Origin of the sequence: Streptomyces sp. CB03234, from assembly GCF_001905885.1 — a bacterium.
Taxonomy (GTDB): domain Bacteria; phylum Actinomycetota; class Actinomycetes; order Streptomycetales; family Streptomycetaceae; genus Streptomyces.
The window spans coordinates 36,218-51,410 of sequence record NZ_LIYH01000009.1 but is presented as its reverse complement, the minus strand read 5'-3'; the positions used below and the strand labels follow the sequence as shown (position 1 = coordinate 51,410).

The following is a 15,193-nucleotide window of genomic DNA, read 5'->3' as shown; positions in this document are numbered from 1 at the left end:
CCGGACTGCCCGATGACCCTGCCCGACACCGCCGCGAACCCGGCCGGCGCCGACCGCACCTTCCAGGTGGATCTGCGCGGCCTCGTCGATCTCCTCTCCCACCACCTCTACTCCAGTCCCCGCGTCTACCTGCGCGAACTCCTGCAGAACGCGGTGGACGCGCTGACCGCCCGGCACGCCCTCGAACCGGCCGCCCCCGCCGACGCCTTCGGTGTCCGCCTGTACGCCGACGGTTCGGTGGTACGCGTCGAGGACGACGGCGTCGGCCTCACCGAGACCGACGTACACCGCTTCCTCGCCACGATCGGCCGCAGCAGCAAGCGTGCCGAGCGGATCGCCGAGCAACGCGGCGACTTCATCGGCCAGTTCGGCATCGGCCTGCTCTCCTGTTTCCTGGTCGCGGACGAGATCCACGTCCTGAGCCGCTCTGCCCGCACCCCCGACGCACCCGCCGTGGAGTGGCGGGGACGCGGTGACGGCAGCTACACCGTCCGCACCCTGCCCGCCTCCGCCCGCCCTCGGCCCGGCACCACCGTCACGCTGACGCCGCGCGGCGACGCGGGCGAGTGGACTCGTCCGGCGCGGGTGCACGCGCTGGCCCGGCACTTCGGCTCCCTGCTGCGCCACCCGGTGACCTTCGACGACGGCTCGGGCGGCCCGGCCGCTTCCGTCAACCCCGAGCCCGCGCCCTGGGCGCGCACGTACCCCACGCCGGGGACCCGCTCCCGCGCGCTCGCTGCGTACGGCGAGGAGGTCTTCGGCTTCACACCGCTGGACACCATCGAGCTGGACCTGCCGGCCGTGGGCCTGAAGGGCATCGCGTGCGTGCTGCCCGAGGCGGTACCCGCCGGGCGCCGCCACGGCCACCGCGTACACGTCAAGGGCATGCTGCTGTCCGAACAGGCCGAGGAAATCCTGCCCGAGTGGGCGTTCTTCGTCCGCTGCGTCATCGACGCGGAGAGCCTGCGCCCGACGGCGTCCCGCGAGTCCCTGTACGAGGACGACACCCTCGCCGCCGTCCGCGACGCCCTCGCCGAGCGGCTGCGCGCGTGGATCGCCCGCGCCGCCGCCAGCGACCCGGACCTGCTCGCCCGCTTCCTCCAGGCGCACCACCTGGCCGTGAAGTCGCTCGCGGTGCACGACGACGAGATCCTGCGGATGCTGCTGCCCTGGCTGCCGTTCGAGACCACCGACGGGCACACCACCCTCGACGAGTTCGCGCGCACCCACCGCACCGTGCTCGTCACCTCCAGCGTGGAGGAGTTCCGGCAGGTCGCGGCGATCGCCTCGGCCGCCGGGCTCGGCGTCGTCAACGGCGGCTACACCTACGACCGTGAACTGGTCCACCGGCTGCCCGAGATCAGGCCCGCCAACAGCGTCGCCGACCTCGACCCGGCGACCCTCACCGCCCACCTCGATTCCGTCGACCGGGAGACGGAACTGGCCGCCTCGGCCTACCTCGCCCTGGCCCGCGACGCCCTCGCCGTCTTCGACTGCGACGTCGCGCTGCGCACCTTCCAGCCCGCCTCCGCACCCGCCCTCCTCGTCGACAGCCGCGAGGCCCGGCACGAGCGCACCCGCTCCCAGCTCGCCCGTGAGCAGGAAGGCGGCCTGTGGGGCGACATCCTGGGCGCCCTGCGCCAGGAGGCACCACGGGCCCAGCTGATCCTCAACCAGCTCAACCCGCTGGTCCGCACCGCCGTCGCCATCGACGAGCCCGAGCTGGCCCGCACCAGCGCCGAAGCCCTCTACGGGCAGGCCGCGCTGCTGTCCCGGCGCCCGCTCAGGCCCGCCGAATCGAGCCTGATCAACCGCTCCTTCCTCGACCTCCTCGCCCACGCCCTCCGCAAGGACAGCTGACGATGCCCACCGCACCCCATCCCCAGAGCACGGACGAGCTGTACCAGGCGCTCCAGGAGAACGACCGGCGCCCCTACGGCCGCGCGCGCACCGTCACCGCCGAGGAACTCGTCGACGCCGCCGAACAGTTCGCCGAGCCGGTCCCGCTCATCCACGCGCTGTTCGAGCTCCAGGAGGCCTACACCTACGGCTCCGAACCCCGGAAGTCGCCGGTCGTCTTCGCCCGCCTGCTCACCCTCTTCGACGAGCAGCCCGACGTCTTCGACGAGCGCCTGCGCCACATGCTGTTCTGGCGGTTCAAGTGGGTGGCCAACGCCCTGCGCGCGCTGCCCGAGGTTCCGCTGGCGAGCCTGCGCCAGTGGCTCACGGAGATGCGCGACCGGTACGAGAAGGCGGGCCTGGGCCTCCAGCCCTACTACGGGCAGGCGTACCAGCTCGCCGCCCACGTCGGCGAGGACGCCACCCTCGCCTACGAGCTGTGGGCGGGCCGTACGCGTACCGGGCTCAGCGACTGCGAGGCCTGCGAGATCTGCGAGCGCGCCCTGTACCACCTCGCGGCGGGCGACGACGAGCGGGCGCTGCGCGCCTGGGAGCCCGTACTGGCCGGGAAGGAGTCCTGCCAGGAGGAGCCCGCCCGCTCCGTCTCGTACGCACTGCTGGCCCTGCTGCGCACCGGCCACCCCGACCGGGCCCGCGAGCTGCACCTCGCCGGCTACCGCGCCTGCCGCCGCAACCCCTCGATGTCCGGGGAGGTCGGCCGGCACCTGGAGTTCTGCGCGCTGACCGGCAACGAGGCACGCGGCCTGGAACTGCTCGCCGAGAACCGGAGCCTGTTCGACGAGGTGGACTCGCCGCTGGGCCTGTTCGACTTCCTCACCGGCGTGGAGGTCCTCCTCCAGCGGGTCGAGTCCCTCGGTCACGGCGAACTGCCCGCCGCCGGGTACTCGGGCCGTACCTGGACGGTGGCCGGGCTGCGCGCCGAGGTGCGGGGCCGCGCCGACGACCTCGCCGCCCGCTTCGACGCCCGTAACGGAACCACGGCCCACACCGACCGCCGCAGGACCCGTCTCGACCGCGCCCCCCTCCTCGACGCGCTGGAACTGACCCTGCGCACCCGTGGTCTCGACGACGTGGCCCCGGCCGCCCCGGTCGCCGCGCCCGCCGCCCGCGCGGAAGCCTCCGTGCCCGACGCGCTGCCCGAACTCATCCTCCGGGCCCGGGCACTGGACGCGCAGGGGCACCCGGATGCCCAGGCCTGCTGGGCACGCCTGCGCACCCTCGTCACCGCCCGCGACTACGTCCACCCCGACGACCCGGCCGTCGGCCCGCTCGTCCGGCTGCGCGCCGACCTGCTGGCCGACGAGGCGAGCCGGACGGATGACGACGAGTACGCCGTCGCCGCCGCCCTCCACGAGGAGGCCGCGGGCCTGTACCAGGACGCCGGAGAGCCGGGGGACGCCGCGGTCGCCCGTGCCTGTGCCTTGCTCGCCGAAGCCGGGATCGCCGCGGAGGGTGCCGAGGAACCCGAGGCGAAGGCAGCCGCGTTCACCACCGCCCACGAGGCGATGGTCCGCCTGCACGAGGAGACGTCCGGCCTCACCCCGCACCAGGAGGCCCGTCTGCTGCGCATGCGGGCGACCTCGCTCGGCCTGCGCCTCCAGACGTCGCGGAGCCAGGAGCACATCGCGCCGGTCTTCGCGGAGGTGGACCTGCTCCTCGCCTTCGCCACCCGGCACGACGTCGCCGTGCAGGTCTCCGGCGCCCTGCTGCTGAGAGCCAGCACCCACGCCATGACCGGGGACCTGCCCGCCGCGGTCACCGAGGTCGACGCCCTGCTCGACCGGCTGAAGGCGCACGGCCCCGCCTGGCACCTGCCCCGCACGCTCGGGCTGCGCGGCAGGCTTCAGCTCGGCCTGCGGGACGCCCAGGCCGCGTACGCGGACCTGGCCGAGGGCGTGCGCCTGGCCGCCGACTGGCCGGCCGACGCGGTCGACACGGTCCGCCTCCACGGCGACCTGGCCGAGGCCTGCATGCACCTGGGCCGCCCGGACGAGGCGCTGGCGCACCTGACGCGCTCCGCCGAGCTGGAACTGCGCCGGGACAACCGGACGGACGCGTTCTGCGCCTACAGCAACGCGGCCCAGCTCAGCCTGGACCTCGGCCGGGTCGAAGACTGCATCGCCCTGCTCGACTCCCTCCTCGCCGAACCGGACGTCGCCGCCGGAGAGGTCGACGACCGGCTCGTCGCCCAGCTCCGCCTGACCCGCGCCCGCGCGCTGCACGCGGGGGAGGACCTCAAGGCCGCGACGACGGAGTTCGTCGCCCTCGCGGCCGAGTCCGCCGGCTGGGACGACGACCCGGGCAGCCACGCCATGATCGCCGCCGAGACGGCCGTACTCCTCGGCGAGTCGGGCGAGTTCGTCCGGGCCCGTCAGGCCGCCGGCCAGGCGCTCGCCGCACACGCCCGGAGCCCGCGCTACGAGCAGCTCAGCAACTGCCTGCGCGAACTCGCCCGCCTCCAGGCCCAGCAGCAGGGCCCCGAGGGCCTGCCCGACGCCCTCGCCTTCCTCGCCGACGCCGGCAAGGTCGCCGACGAGGCCCGCGCCGCCGGGTTCGAGGCCCGTGGCCGTTCCCTGGACACCGCCCTCGCCTACGAACACGGCCGGGTGAACGCCTACGTCGGCGAGTACGAGGACGCCCTGGCCGCCTTGGAGAAGGCCCTCGTCCTGCTCGGCGAGCCGGGAGCGGAGGAGGACCACGCCGGCGAGTGGGCCGAGTGCGTCCGCCTCGCGGCCGCCGTGGAGGGCATCTACCTGGAACGCCCCGCCCCCGCCCTCACTCGCCTCGACACCGCGGTCCCCCGCCTGACCGCCCTGGGCCACACCGAGGCGGCCGAGCCGCTGACCGCCCTGGCGGCCCGGCTGCGCGACGAGGAGTGACGCGGCGGGCGCGGAGCCGGGGCGCCGACCGCCCCATCAGCCGCCGGGCGTACGGCGCGACGGACTCGAGGCAGCGCCGCTGCCTCGAGTCCGCGTGGACCGTCCCGCACGCGAGGCACGACGAACACGACGGGGGCGTTCCGCCGGGGAACCACGGCCACCCCGCGCGGAGGTGCTCGCGGGCGCCCGGGACGCGGCTGTACGGATCACGGCCGTGAGGGACGGGCCTGACCGCCGGTCCCGGTGTGTGCGCCGGTCAGGCCCGCGAGGCGGGCGAGCCCGGTGTACGAGTCCAGCAGCGCCGTGCGATCGTACGTGCTCGTCGTCACCAGGATCTCGTCGGCGCCCGTCTGCTTCACCGCCTCCTCCAGCGCGTCCCGCACCTGCTCCTCGGTGCCGTGGACGTGGCCGCGCAGAGCCGACTCGTACACCTCCCGCTGCCTGGCCGTCATCGTCAGGCCCTCGATCCGCTCCGGCGGCGCGAGCGGTGGGAAGACGCCCTGTGTGCGCGAGTACGCCAGCGACCACGCCTCCGGCATCAGCAGCCGCGCCGCCTCCTCCTCGGTCGCGGCGACCGCGACGGTGCCCGCCACGACGACGTACGGCTCCTCGGACCAGGCGGAGGGCCGGAAGTCCGCGTGGTAGCGCTCGATCGCGGCCACCACCTTCGACCGGCCCTTCAGGTCCCCTATCACCAGCGGCAGCCCCGCCGCGGCGGCGATCGCCGCGCCCTCGCCGGTGGCCAGGACGTACGGGGGCACCCGCAGCCCCTCGGCGGGGCGGGCGTGCACCTGCGGGTGCGCCGTCTGCGTACCCCTGAACCAGCCCAGCAGCTCCTGAAGCTGCCCCGCGAAGTCGTCGGCGTCCTTCTTGCCGTGGCCCAGCGCCTGCCGTATCCCGTCCGTGAACCCCACCGAACGGCCCAGGCCCATGTCGATCCGCCCCGGGAACAGGGACTCCAGCACCCCGAACTGCTCGGCCACCACCAGCGGCTGATGGTTCGGCAGCATCACCCCGCCGGTGCCGACCCGGATGGAGTGCGTCGCGGCGGCGACGGCGGCCGCCAGCACGGTCGGCGCCGAGCCGGCGACGCCCGGCACGCCGTGGTGCTCCGAGACCCAGAAGCGGTGGTAGCCGAGCGCCTCCAGCTCCCGGGCGAGGGCCACGGTGTCCCGCAGGGCCTCCGGGCCGCCGTGCCCCTCGCGGGTGCGGGAGCGGTCCAGTACCGACAGTCGCGTCGCAGCGATCAATGAGCTCACGCCCTGGTTCAACACCCCGGCCGCGCCAGGATTCCCTACGCTGGGGCCCGTGACGCGAAACAGCAGGCCACTGGCCGTATTCGACCTGGACAACACCCTGTCCGACGCCCGGCACCGGCAGCGTTTCCTGGAGCGCGCGCCGCGCGACTGGGACGCCTTCTTCGCCGCCGCGCCGAAGGACCCGCCGCTCGCACCGGGCGTGGAACTGTGCCTGGAGGCGGCCGGGGACTGCGACGTGGTGTACCTCACCGGCCGTCCCGAACGGTGCCGCGAGGACACCGTCGTGTGGCTGGCCGAGCACGGCCTGCCCAAGGGCCCGGTCCACATGCGCCGCAACCAGGACCGCCGCCCTGCCCGGGTCACCAAGCTGGAGATCCTGCGCCGGCTCTCCGCCACCCGTGAGATCCGTATGCTCGTCGACGACGACGAGCTGGTCTGCGAGGCCGCCGAACGGGCGGGGTTCCGGGTCGTACGGGCCCGCTGGGCCGAGAGCTCCGAGGCGCTGGTGGAGGCCCAGGAGAAGGAGGGCCGGACCTGATCAGCCGGCCTCGGCGCCGTCCTCCAGGCGGAAGCCGACCTTCAGCCCGACCTGGTAGTGGGCGATCCGCCCGTTCTCGATGTGCCCCCGGATCTGCGTCACCTCGAACCAGTCCAGATTCCGCAGCGTCTCGGAGGCACGGGCGATGCCGTTGCGCAACGCGTCGTCCACGCCTTCGGGCGAGGTGCCGACGATCTCGGTGACGCGGTAGGTGTGGTGCGACATGGAGGTCTCCTCGTTCGCCCGGTGGTCTCCACCCGGTGGTGCGTCCTTCCACGGTGCACCACCACGCCGGGGTCCGCGCGGCATGCGGGGGCTCAGGGGTGGAGCGTGGCCTCCCCGGTGACCCGGATGCCCACCGCCTCCCCGGGCCGTACGGTCACCGGCCCGGCCGCGCGGACGTCCACCGGGGCGCCCAGGCCGTCGACGTCGACGGTGACCATCGCGTCGTGGCCGTAGAAACGGACGTCGACGACCGTGCCCCGGGCGGGCGCGCCGGCCGGTTCGGCCAGGCGGAGCTGCTCGGGCCGCAGCAGTACGGTGCCCTCCCGCGACGCGGCGGTCTCCGGGACGGTGACGGGGCCCAGGGCCGTGGTGGCCGTCCCGTCCGCCACGGTGCCCGGTACGAGGACGGCGTCGCCGACGAACCCGGCGACCCACGGGTCGGCCGGGCGGCGGTACACCTCCTCGGGCGCGGCGCACTGGGCCACCCGGCCGCCCCGGACGACGGCGACCAGGTCGGCGGTGGACAGGGCCTCCTGCTGGTCGTGCGTGACCAGCAGGGCGGTCGCGCCGGTGGCGCGCAGCGCCGCCCGCACGTCGGCGCGCACCCCGGCCCGCAGGGCGCTGTCCAGGGCGTTGAACGGCTCGTCGAGCAGCACTAGGACCGGCTCCGGGGCCAGCGCGCGGGCCAGGGCGACGCGCTGCTGCTGGCCGCCGGACAGCTCGTGCGGCATCCGGTCGCCGTACCCGGCCAGGCCCACCAGCTCCAGCATCTCCTCCGTACGCCGGCGCCGTGCGCCCCGGTCGGGCCCGGTCAGCCCGAACGCGACGTTGCGGGCGACGCTCAGGTGCGGGAAGAGGGCCCCCTCCTGCGGGACGATGCCGATCCGGCGCCGCTCCGGCGGCACATGCGTACCCGGTCCGCCCAGCAGCCGGCCGCCGACCGTCACCGTGCCCGCGTCGGCGCGCAGGAAACCGGCGACGATCCGCAGCAGGGTCGTCTTGCCGCAGCCCGAGGGGCCGAGCACGGCGGCGAGCGCCCCGCCGGGCACGGTCAGGTCCAGCCCGCGCAGCACGTCGCCGTCCGGCCCGTACGCCTTGGTCAGCCCCTCGATACGCAGGTCGTTCATGGGCGGTGCCTTCCGAGGAGGTACGAGGGGACGGCGGCCAGCAGGATGAGCGCGGCCGCGTAGGGCGCGGCGGCGGCGAACGATCCCGCGCCGGTCTCCGTCCACAGCCGGGTGGCGAGGGTGTCCATGCCGGTGGGGCGCAGCAGAAGGGTGGCGGGCAGCTCCTTCATGCACACCACGAACGTCAGGGCCGCCCCCGCGGCGACGCCCGGCGCGGCCAGCGGCACGGTGACGTCCCGCAGCACGCGCAGCGGCGAGCGGCCCAGCGAGCGGGCGACGTCCTCCAGCACGGGCGGCGCCTGGAGCACGGCCGCGCGGGTGGCGGCCACCGCGACCGGCAGGAACAGCACGGCGTACGCGCAGACCAGCAGGGGCAGTTCCTGGTACAGCGGGTGGGCGTAGCGCACCGCGAAGAACACCAGGGCCAGCCCGACCGTGATGCCGGGCACCGCGTGACCCGCGTACGCCGCCTGCTCCAGCAGGTGCGCGGCGCGGCCCCGGTGGCGTGCCGCGATCACCCCGACGGGCAGGGCCAGCAGCGTGGTGAGCGCCGCGCCGGCGGCGGCGACGCCGAGTGTGGTCACCGCCGTGTCGGTCAGCGCCGCCGGGTCCCAGGTCGCCGACGTACCGCGCGCCAGCCAGTAGCCGAGCGTGCCGAGCGGGAACGCCACGGCGGCGGCCACCACCGCCCCGCACCACCCGAGCGCGGGCCACCGCAGCGCGCCCAGCCGCACCGGTACGCCCGGCCTCGCCGTTCCCGTACCGGTCCGCGCATGGCCCGCCCGGCCCCGCGTACGGGCCTCGGCGGCGACCAGGGCGATCGTCATGAGGACGAGCACGGCGCTCAGCGCGGCGGCCGGCGTCCGGTCGAAACTGGCCCGGTACGAGGTGAAGATGGACCTGGTGAACGTGTCGTACCGCATCAGCGACACCGCGCCGAAGTCGGACAGCACGTACAGCGCGACCAGCAGCCCGCCACCGGCCGCCGACGGCCGCAGCTGGGGGAGCGTCACGCGCAGGAACGTGCGTACGGGACCGTGCCCCAGCGAGCGCGCGACCTCCTCCTGCGCCGGATCGGTGCCGCGCAGCGCGGCGGCGACCGGCAGGTACACGTACGGGAAGCTCACCAGCGTCAGCGCCAGCGCCGAACCGGCGAACCCGGCCAGCGGGGGCGCGGCGGACAGCCAGGCGAACGCGGCCACATAGCTCGGCACCGCGAGCGGCAGTGTCACCAGCACCGACCAGGCGCGGGCGCCGGGCAGCGCGGTGCGCACGGTGAGCCAGGCCAGCGACACGCCGAGCACCAGGCACGCGGCGACCACGGCGGCCGCGAGCCCGAGGCTGCGCAGGAGCAGCAGGCCGGTGCGTTCGTCGGCGACGACGTCCCACGCGAAGGCGGGGCCGCGCTCCAGCGCCCGTACCGCCAGGTAGCCGAGCGGCAGGACGGCGAGTGCCGCCGCGAGGCAGGCCGGCGCCATGAGGGCCCAGGGGGGCCGGGTTCCGGCACGCCGCCGCCCGGCGGGCGCGGGTGCCGTCGCGCCTGCCGGGCGGGTGGCGGGAGCCGTCCGGACCGGGGAATCCGGTGGGGTCACCGCGCTCAGACCATTCCGACGTCCTGGAGCATGGCCAGGGTCTCCTTCAGCGAGTCCAGCCGGCCGAGGTCGATCTTCGGCGGCTGCAGCGACTCCAGCGGCGGCACGCCCTTGGCCGACTTCACCCCGGCGGCCAGCGGGTACTCCTTGGTCTCCTCGGCGAAGTACCGCTGAGCCTCGGCGGACAGCAGGAAGTCGACGGCCTTCTGCGCGTACTCGGAGCGCTTGGCGTCCCCGCCCTTCAGGATGCCCGCGCCGGCCACGTTGACCAGCCCGCCCGGGTCGCCCTTGGGCAGGAAGTGGACCTTGGCGTCGACCTTGTCCTCGCCCTCCTCGGCGACCTTCTCGTACCAGTAGTAGTGGTTGAGCAGGCCGAGGGAGACCTCGCCGGAGTCGACGGCGTTGAGCACGTCGGTGTTCTTGTCGTACGGCTTGGCGCCGTTGGCCTTCAGGCCCTTGAGCCAGGCACGGGTGGCGTCGTCGCCCTCCAGGACGCGCATGCCGGTGACGAACGCCTGGAAGGAGGCGTTGGCCGGGGCGTACCCGATCGTGCCCTTCCACTCCGGCTTCACCAGCTCGTGCACGCTGTTGGGGGGCGTGGCCACCTTGTCGGCGTTGTACGCGATGACCCGGACCCGGCCGCTGACGCCGGTCCAGTCGCCGGCGGCACCGCGGTAGGCGGGCGCGACCTTGTCGAGCGTCGCCTTGGGCAGCGGGGCGAGGCTGCCCTCCTTGGACAGCGCGCCGAGGGCTCCCGCGTCCTGCGACAGGAACAGGCCGGCCTCGGTCTTGTCGCCCTCCTCCAGGAGCTGCGCCGAGAGCTCGGCGCTGTCGCCGTAGCGCACCTCGACCGTGGTGCCGAGGTGCTTCTCCAGCTTCTCGATCAGCGGCTTGACGAGGTTCTCGTTGCGGCCGGAGTAGATGACGAGGCCGGCCGGGTCGTCGCTGCAGGCCCCGAGGACGGGCAGGAGCAGACCTGCCGCGACGGCGGCGGCGAGGCGGCGGGCCGAGGGGCGGCGCATGTGGTGCCTTCCTGACGGGAGGAGCGGAGCACAGGAACGGAGAACCTGTGAGCCCCCTATGGATAAGGTAAAGCTAACCTCACCGTCAATCACGGCGTGATAACGGCTGCTCTACGGTGTGTCAGGTGACGAGTCGCCAGGTTCGTGACGTTTCTGTGCCTTTTCAGCGAAGTAAGGCCTGCCTAAGATGCGCCCCGTGCTCATCACCCCCGACCCGCGCCCGGTTACCAGGGCCGTCCCGTTCGCGCGCCGCCTGGCGGCCTTCGGTGACCGCCCCGCCCTGCTCACCCGGGACGGCGAGGTGTCCTACCGCGCTCTCGCCGACCGGGTCGCCCAGGCGGCCCGGCGCCTCGGCCCGGGGCGGCGCCTGGTCCTGCTCGCCGGCGCCAACACCGTCGACGCCCTCGTCACCTACCTCGCCGCCCTCGCCGCGGGCCACCCCGTGCTGCTGGTCCCCGGGGACAACGCCGAAGCGGTACGGTCCCTCACCGACGCGTACGACCCCGACGTCGTCGCCGCCCCCGACCGGGACGGCCGCTGGGCCCTCCACGAACGGCGCGCCGGCTCCGTACACACCCTCCACGAGGACCTCGCGCTCCTCCTGAGCACCTCCGGCACCACGGGCTCGCCCAAGCTCGTCCGGCTCTCCCACGACAACGTCCAGGCCAACGCCGAGTCCATCGCCACCTACCTCGGCATCCGCCCCGACGACCGCGCCGCCACCACCCTGCCCATGCACTACTGCTACGGCCTGTCCGTCATCAACAGCCACCTGCTGAGTGGCGCCGGGCTCGTCCTCACCGACCTCTCGGTGGCCGACACCTGCTTCTGGGACCTCCTGCGCGCCCGGCGCGCCACGACGTTCGCCGGCGTCCCGTACACCTTCGAACTGCTCGACCGGGTCGGCTTCGCCGACATGGACCTCCCGCACCTGCGCTACCTCACCCAGGCCGGCGGCCGGCTGGACCCCGACCGGGTCACCCGCTACGCCGACCTCGGACGCCGCCGCGGCTGGGACCTGTTCGTCATGTACGGCCAGACCGAGGCGACCGCCCGCATGGCCTACCTGCCGCCGGAGCGCGCGGCCGGCCGTCCGCAGGCGATCGGCGTCCCCGTACCCGGCGGGTCGTTCCGCCTCGAACCCCACCCCGACTGGCCCGAGCCGGGCACCGGCGAACTGGTCTACACGGGGCCCAACGTCATGCTCGGGTACGCCGAGAACCCCGCCGACCTCGCCCTCGGCCGCACCGTCGGTGAACTGCGCACCGGCGACATCGGGCGCCGCGCCCCCGACGGCCTCTACGAAGTCGTCGGCCGCGTCAGCCGGTTCGCGAAGATACTCGGCCTCCGGGTCGACCCGGAACGCATCGAGTCGATGCTCGCCGGCCGGGGCATCACCGCCTACTGCGCGGGCGGTGACGACCGGCTCGTGGTGGCCGCCGTCCGCGGCGGCGTCGACGCCGGGCACGTCCGGCGGCTGGTGGTGAAGGAGTGCGGCCTGCCACCGCGCTCCGTCCACGTCCACCTCCTCCCCGAACTCCCTAGGCTGGCCTCCGGAAAGCCCGACTACCGGGCCGTACGCGACCTGATATCCACCGACGCCCCGCTGCCGACGGGGCCCGTCGACGCGGCGCGGCTGTGCCGGCTGTACGCCGAGGTCCTCGACCGGCCGGACGTCACCGAGGACAGCACCTTCACCGGCCTGGGCGGCGACTCGCTCTCGTACGTCGAGATGTCCCTGAACCTCGAACAGACCCTCGGCCACCTCCCGCCCCACTGGCACACCCTCCCGATCCGCGAACTGCTCCAGGCACCGGGAAGAGAGCCGGGGAAGGCCGGGAAGGCCCTGCGCACCCTGGACACCAGCATCGCGCTGCGCGCCTTCGCGATCGTCTGCGTCGTCGGCTCGCACATCCCCGTCTTCCACATCAAGGGCGGCGCCCACCTGCTGCTCGCCGTCGCGGGGTTCAACCTCGCCCGCTTCCACCTGACATCCGCCGGGCGCCGCGAACGCGTCCGCCACGTGCGGCGCAGCATCACACGCGTCGTCGTACCCACCATGGCCTGGACCGCCCTGATGCTGCTCCTCACCGAGGACTACGGGCTCGCCACCCTCCTCCTCTTCGAAAGCTTCCTCCCGCCGCGCGAGGGCCATGTGGCGCCCTTCTGGTTCATCGAGGTCCTCGTCTTCCTGCTGCTCGCCGTCACCGCGCTGCTCGCCGTCCCGGCCGTCGACCGGCTGGAGCGGCGCCACCCCTTCGGCCTCCCCATGGCCCTCGCCGCGCTGGCGCTCCTCACCCGGTACGACGTCCTCGGCCTCCGCGACCGGATCCACCTGCCGACGGCGTTCGTCGTGCCCTGGCTGTTCGCCCTCGGCTGGGCCGCCGCGAAGGCGAGCACCGTACGGCAACGGCTCCTGGTCACCGCGGCCGCCCTGCTCACCGTCCCCGGGTTCTTCTCCGGCGAACCGGCGCGGGAGGCACTGATCGTGTCGGGCTTCGTCCTGCTCGTATGGGTGCCGCGTCTGCCGAGCCCGGGTCCGGTCAGCCGGGTCGCGGGCCTGCTGGCCGGCAGCTCGCTGTACATCTACGTCGTCCACTGGCAGGTCTACCCGCGCGTGGACCAGTTCTCGGGCTGGCTCGCGCTGCTGGCGTCACTGGCCGCGGGGGTCGCGTACGCGGCGGTGGCGGCCCGCGTGGCGCGGGGCCTGCCCGTGCTGCCCCCGTTGCTCCGGCGCACGCGGGCGTGAGCCGCCGGGTGCGCCGCGCCCGTTGACCCCCGCCCCTTGACCCACCCGTTGGTCCATACCAAAATCCAGCCATCACGCCCGCGGCGAACCCGCTTCGCTTCCCCCCACGCCGGGTCAACTCTCCCTGCACACGCAAAAGGTGACCTACGTGAAGAAGCGCTTCCTGGCCTGCGCCTGCGCGCTCGTTTCCCTGGCCTCGCCCACCCTGACCGGCTGCGGGCTGCTGCCGGGCGAAGAGGCGGGCGGCCCCCGCACGGTGACCGTGTGGCTGATGAAGGGCAGCGTGTCCGACAACTTCCTGAAGCGGTTCACCACGGCGTACGAGAAGGAGCACCCCGGCATCAACCTGGAGGTCACCTTCCAGGAGTGGACCGGCATCGGCAAGAAGGTCACCGCCGCGCTGCAGAGCGACGACGCGCCCGACGTCATCGAGGTCGGCAACACGCAGGTCGCCCAGTACGCCGACACCGACCTGCTGTACGACCTGACGCTCGAATCGGTGCGGGACCTCGGCTACGAGGACTGGCTCCCCGGCCTCGCCGAACCCGGCCGGGTCGACGGTGCCCAGTACGGCATCCCCTGGTACGCGGCCAACCGGGTCGTCATCTACAACAAGGACCTGTTCGACCGGGCCGGGATCGAAGCGCCGCCCAAGACCCGCGAGGAGTGGCTGGAGGACACCGAGAAGCTCAACGACAGCGGCGGCGGCACACAGGGCATCTACCTCGCCGGGCAGGACTGGTACACCCTCGCCGGGTTCATCTGGGACGAGGGCGGCGAACTCGCGGTCGAGAAGAACGGGAAGTGGACGGGCGCCCTCGACAGCCCCGCCGCCCTGCGCGGCATGGACGTCTACAAGGAGCTCCAGGAACTCGGCGAGGGCCCCAAGGACGCGGACGAGGAGACCCCGCCGCAGGCCCAGGTCTTCGCCAGGGGAGACGTGGCCCAGATCATCGCGCCGCCGAACGCCGCGGCCGCCATCGAGGAACGGAACCCGGCCCTCAAGGGCAAGCTCGGCTTCTTCCCGATCCCCGGCAGAACGGCCGACAAGCCGTGCGCGGTCTTCACCGGCGGCTCCGACCTGATCGTCCCGCTGAACTCGCGCGACCGGCACGCCGCCATATCGGTCGTCACGGCCCTGGCCGGCGAGCAGTGGCAGACCGACCTCGCCCGCACCATGAACTACGTCCCCAACAAGTCGTCCCTGGCCTCCGCCGTCGAAGGCCGGGAAGCCACCGCGGCGATGGCCGCGGGCGCCGCGCGCGGCCGGGCGACCCCCAACTCGCCGGAATGGGCGGCCGTCGAAGCGGCCAACCCCATCAAGCCGTACATGACGGCGGTCCTGGAGGGCGAGTCCCCCCAACGTGCCGCGAAGACCGCCTCGGCGAAGATCACCGCCACCCTGTCCGGCGACCGCTGACCCGCCCTCCGCCGGGGCCCCCGCCCCTGAGCGGCGCCCCTGCGCGGTGCGTGCGCCCCGCCCCGGCCCTGGCGCCGTCGCCCCGGCGGTACCTCGACGGCCTTGTGGCGCTCGCCCCGCGGGGGGAGCGGCCCGGGCGGCGGCTGTCCGCGATGTCGGTTCAGCGTCCGGCCCGGCGGATGTGCCGTGCCGGGGGCGGCGCCGGCGTGACCCGGACCGGCCCCGCCCGGCGGCGCTCGCCGCGCCGGGGGAACGGCCTGGCGGTGGCCGTCCGTGTCACCGACTTGGCGCGCCCCGGCGCGGTGGGTGCGCCCGTGCCGAGGGGCGCGGCGGTGTACGGCGTACTGGTGAGGGCGCCGCCCCGGGGCGCGCACGGGCGGTGGTGTACGACGTACCTGTGAGGGCGCCGCCCCGGGGCGCGCACGGGCGGTGGTGTACGACGTACCTGTGAGGGCGCCGGCC

General features: G+C 74.3%; 10 protein-coding genes. 5 read left to right on the top strand and 5 right to left on the bottom strand.

Annotated features, from left to right (window positions below; genetic code table 11):
- Window positions 1-12: 12 nt before the first annotated feature.
- On the top strand, window positions 13-1,860 hold the full coding sequence (locus tag AMK26_RS32930; RefSeq protein WP_073759505.1) for an HSP90 family protein: 1,848 nt from the start codon (window positions 13-15) through the stop codon (window positions 1,858-1,860).
- A 2-nt stretch (window positions 1,861-1,862) separates the two neighbouring features.
- A complete protein-coding gene (locus tag AMK26_RS32925) occupies window positions 1,863-4,799 on the top strand; it encodes a hypothetical protein (protein ID WP_073759503.1) in 2,937 nt (978 codons plus the stop codon).
- Between the two features lie 206 nt (window positions 4,800-5,005).
- On the opposite strand, the gene AMK26_RS32920 is transcribed toward AMK26_RS32925, so the two are convergent.
- The gene (locus AMK26_RS32920; protein WP_073759501.1) at window positions 5,006-6,049 is read right to left on the bottom strand and encodes an MsnO8 family LLM class oxidoreductase; all 1,044 of its coding nucleotides are present in this window, start codon (window positions 6,047-6,049) and stop codon (window positions 5,006-5,008) included.
- A 58-nt stretch (window positions 6,050-6,107) separates the two neighbouring features.
- Between AMK26_RS32920 and AMK26_RS38215 the strand changes: the two genes are divergently transcribed.
- Window positions 6,108-6,596 carry a phosphatase domain-containing protein gene (locus AMK26_RS38215; protein ID WP_073759499.1) on the top strand — a complete coding sequence of 163 codons (489 nt, stop codon included), beginning with the start codon at window positions 6,108-6,110 and terminating at the stop codon, window positions 6,594-6,596.
- Here the strand turns inward: AMK26_RS38215 and AMK26_RS32910 are convergent, their stop codons facing one another.
- The 4 genes from AMK26_RS32910 to AMK26_RS32895 all read right to left on the bottom strand — a co-directional run bounded on the left by AMK26_RS32910 (window position 6,597) and on the right by AMK26_RS32895 (window position 10,562).
- Window positions 6,597-6,821, bottom strand: a complete 225-nt coding sequence (locus tag AMK26_RS32910) for a dodecin (protein WP_073759497.1) — start codon at window positions 6,819-6,821, stop codon at window positions 6,597-6,599. It abuts the gene before it with no gap.
- A 92-nt stretch (window positions 6,822-6,913) separates the two neighbouring features.
- Complete coding sequence (locus AMK26_RS32905; RefSeq protein WP_073759495.1) at window positions 6,914-7,948, bottom strand: ABC transporter ATP-binding protein; 1,035 nt, start codon at window positions 7,946-7,948, stop codon at window positions 6,914-6,916.
- The gene (locus tag AMK26_RS32900; protein ID WP_443333205.1) at window positions 7,945-9,426 is read right to left on the bottom strand and encodes an ABC transporter permease; all 1,482 of its coding nucleotides are present in this window, start codon (window positions 9,424-9,426) and stop codon (window positions 7,945-7,947) included. The genes AMK26_RS32905 and AMK26_RS32900 overlap by 4 nt, the downstream gene beginning before the upstream one ends.
- A gap of 119 nt (window positions 9,427-9,545) precedes the next feature.
- Window positions 9,546-10,562 (bottom strand): iron ABC transporter substrate-binding protein, encoded by a 1,017-nt coding sequence (locus tag AMK26_RS32895; protein WP_073759491.1) that lies wholly within the window; start codon window positions 10,560-10,562, stop codon window positions 9,546-9,548.
- A gap of 196 nt (window positions 10,563-10,758) precedes the next feature.
- On the opposite strand from AMK26_RS32895, the gene AMK26_RS32890 reads away from it, so the two are divergent.
- Window positions 10,759-13,311, top strand: a complete 2,553-nt coding sequence (locus tag AMK26_RS32890; protein ID WP_241838194.1) for an AMP-binding protein — start codon at window positions 10,759-10,761, stop codon at window positions 13,309-13,311.
- Between the two features lie 148 nt (window positions 13,312-13,459).
- On the top strand, window positions 13,460-14,731 hold the full coding sequence (locus AMK26_RS32885) for an extracellular solute-binding protein (protein ID WP_073759487.1): 1,272 nt from the start codon (window positions 13,460-13,462) through the stop codon (window positions 14,729-14,731).
- The last annotated feature ends 462 nt before the right edge of the window (window positions 14,732-15,193 follow it).

Excerpts from the sequence above, each read along its gene's own strand:
- AMK26_RS32930 (WP_073759505.1), top strand. The coding sequence starts at position 13 with ATGACCCTGCCCGACACCGCCGCGAACCCGGCCGGCGCCGACCGCACC.
- AMK26_RS32925 (WP_073759503.1), top strand. The coding sequence starts at position 1,863 with ATGCCCACCGCACCCCATCCCCAGAGCACGGACGAGCTGTACCAGGCG.
- AMK26_RS32910 (WP_073759497.1), bottom strand. The coding sequence starts at position 6,821 with ATGTCGCACCACACCTACCGCGTCACCGAGATCGTCGGCACCTCGCCC.
- AMK26_RS32905 (WP_073759495.1), bottom strand. The coding sequence starts at position 7,948 with ATGAACGACCTGCGTATCGAGGGGCTGACCAAGGCGTACGGGCCGGAC.
- AMK26_RS32900 (WP_443333205.1), bottom strand. The coding sequence starts at position 9,426 with ATGGCGCCGGCCTGCCTCGCGGCGGCACTCGCCGTCCTGCCGCTCGGC.
- AMK26_RS32895 (WP_073759491.1), bottom strand. The coding sequence starts at position 10,562 with ATGCGCCGCCCCTCGGCCCGCCGCCTCGCCGCCGCCGTCGCGGCAGGT.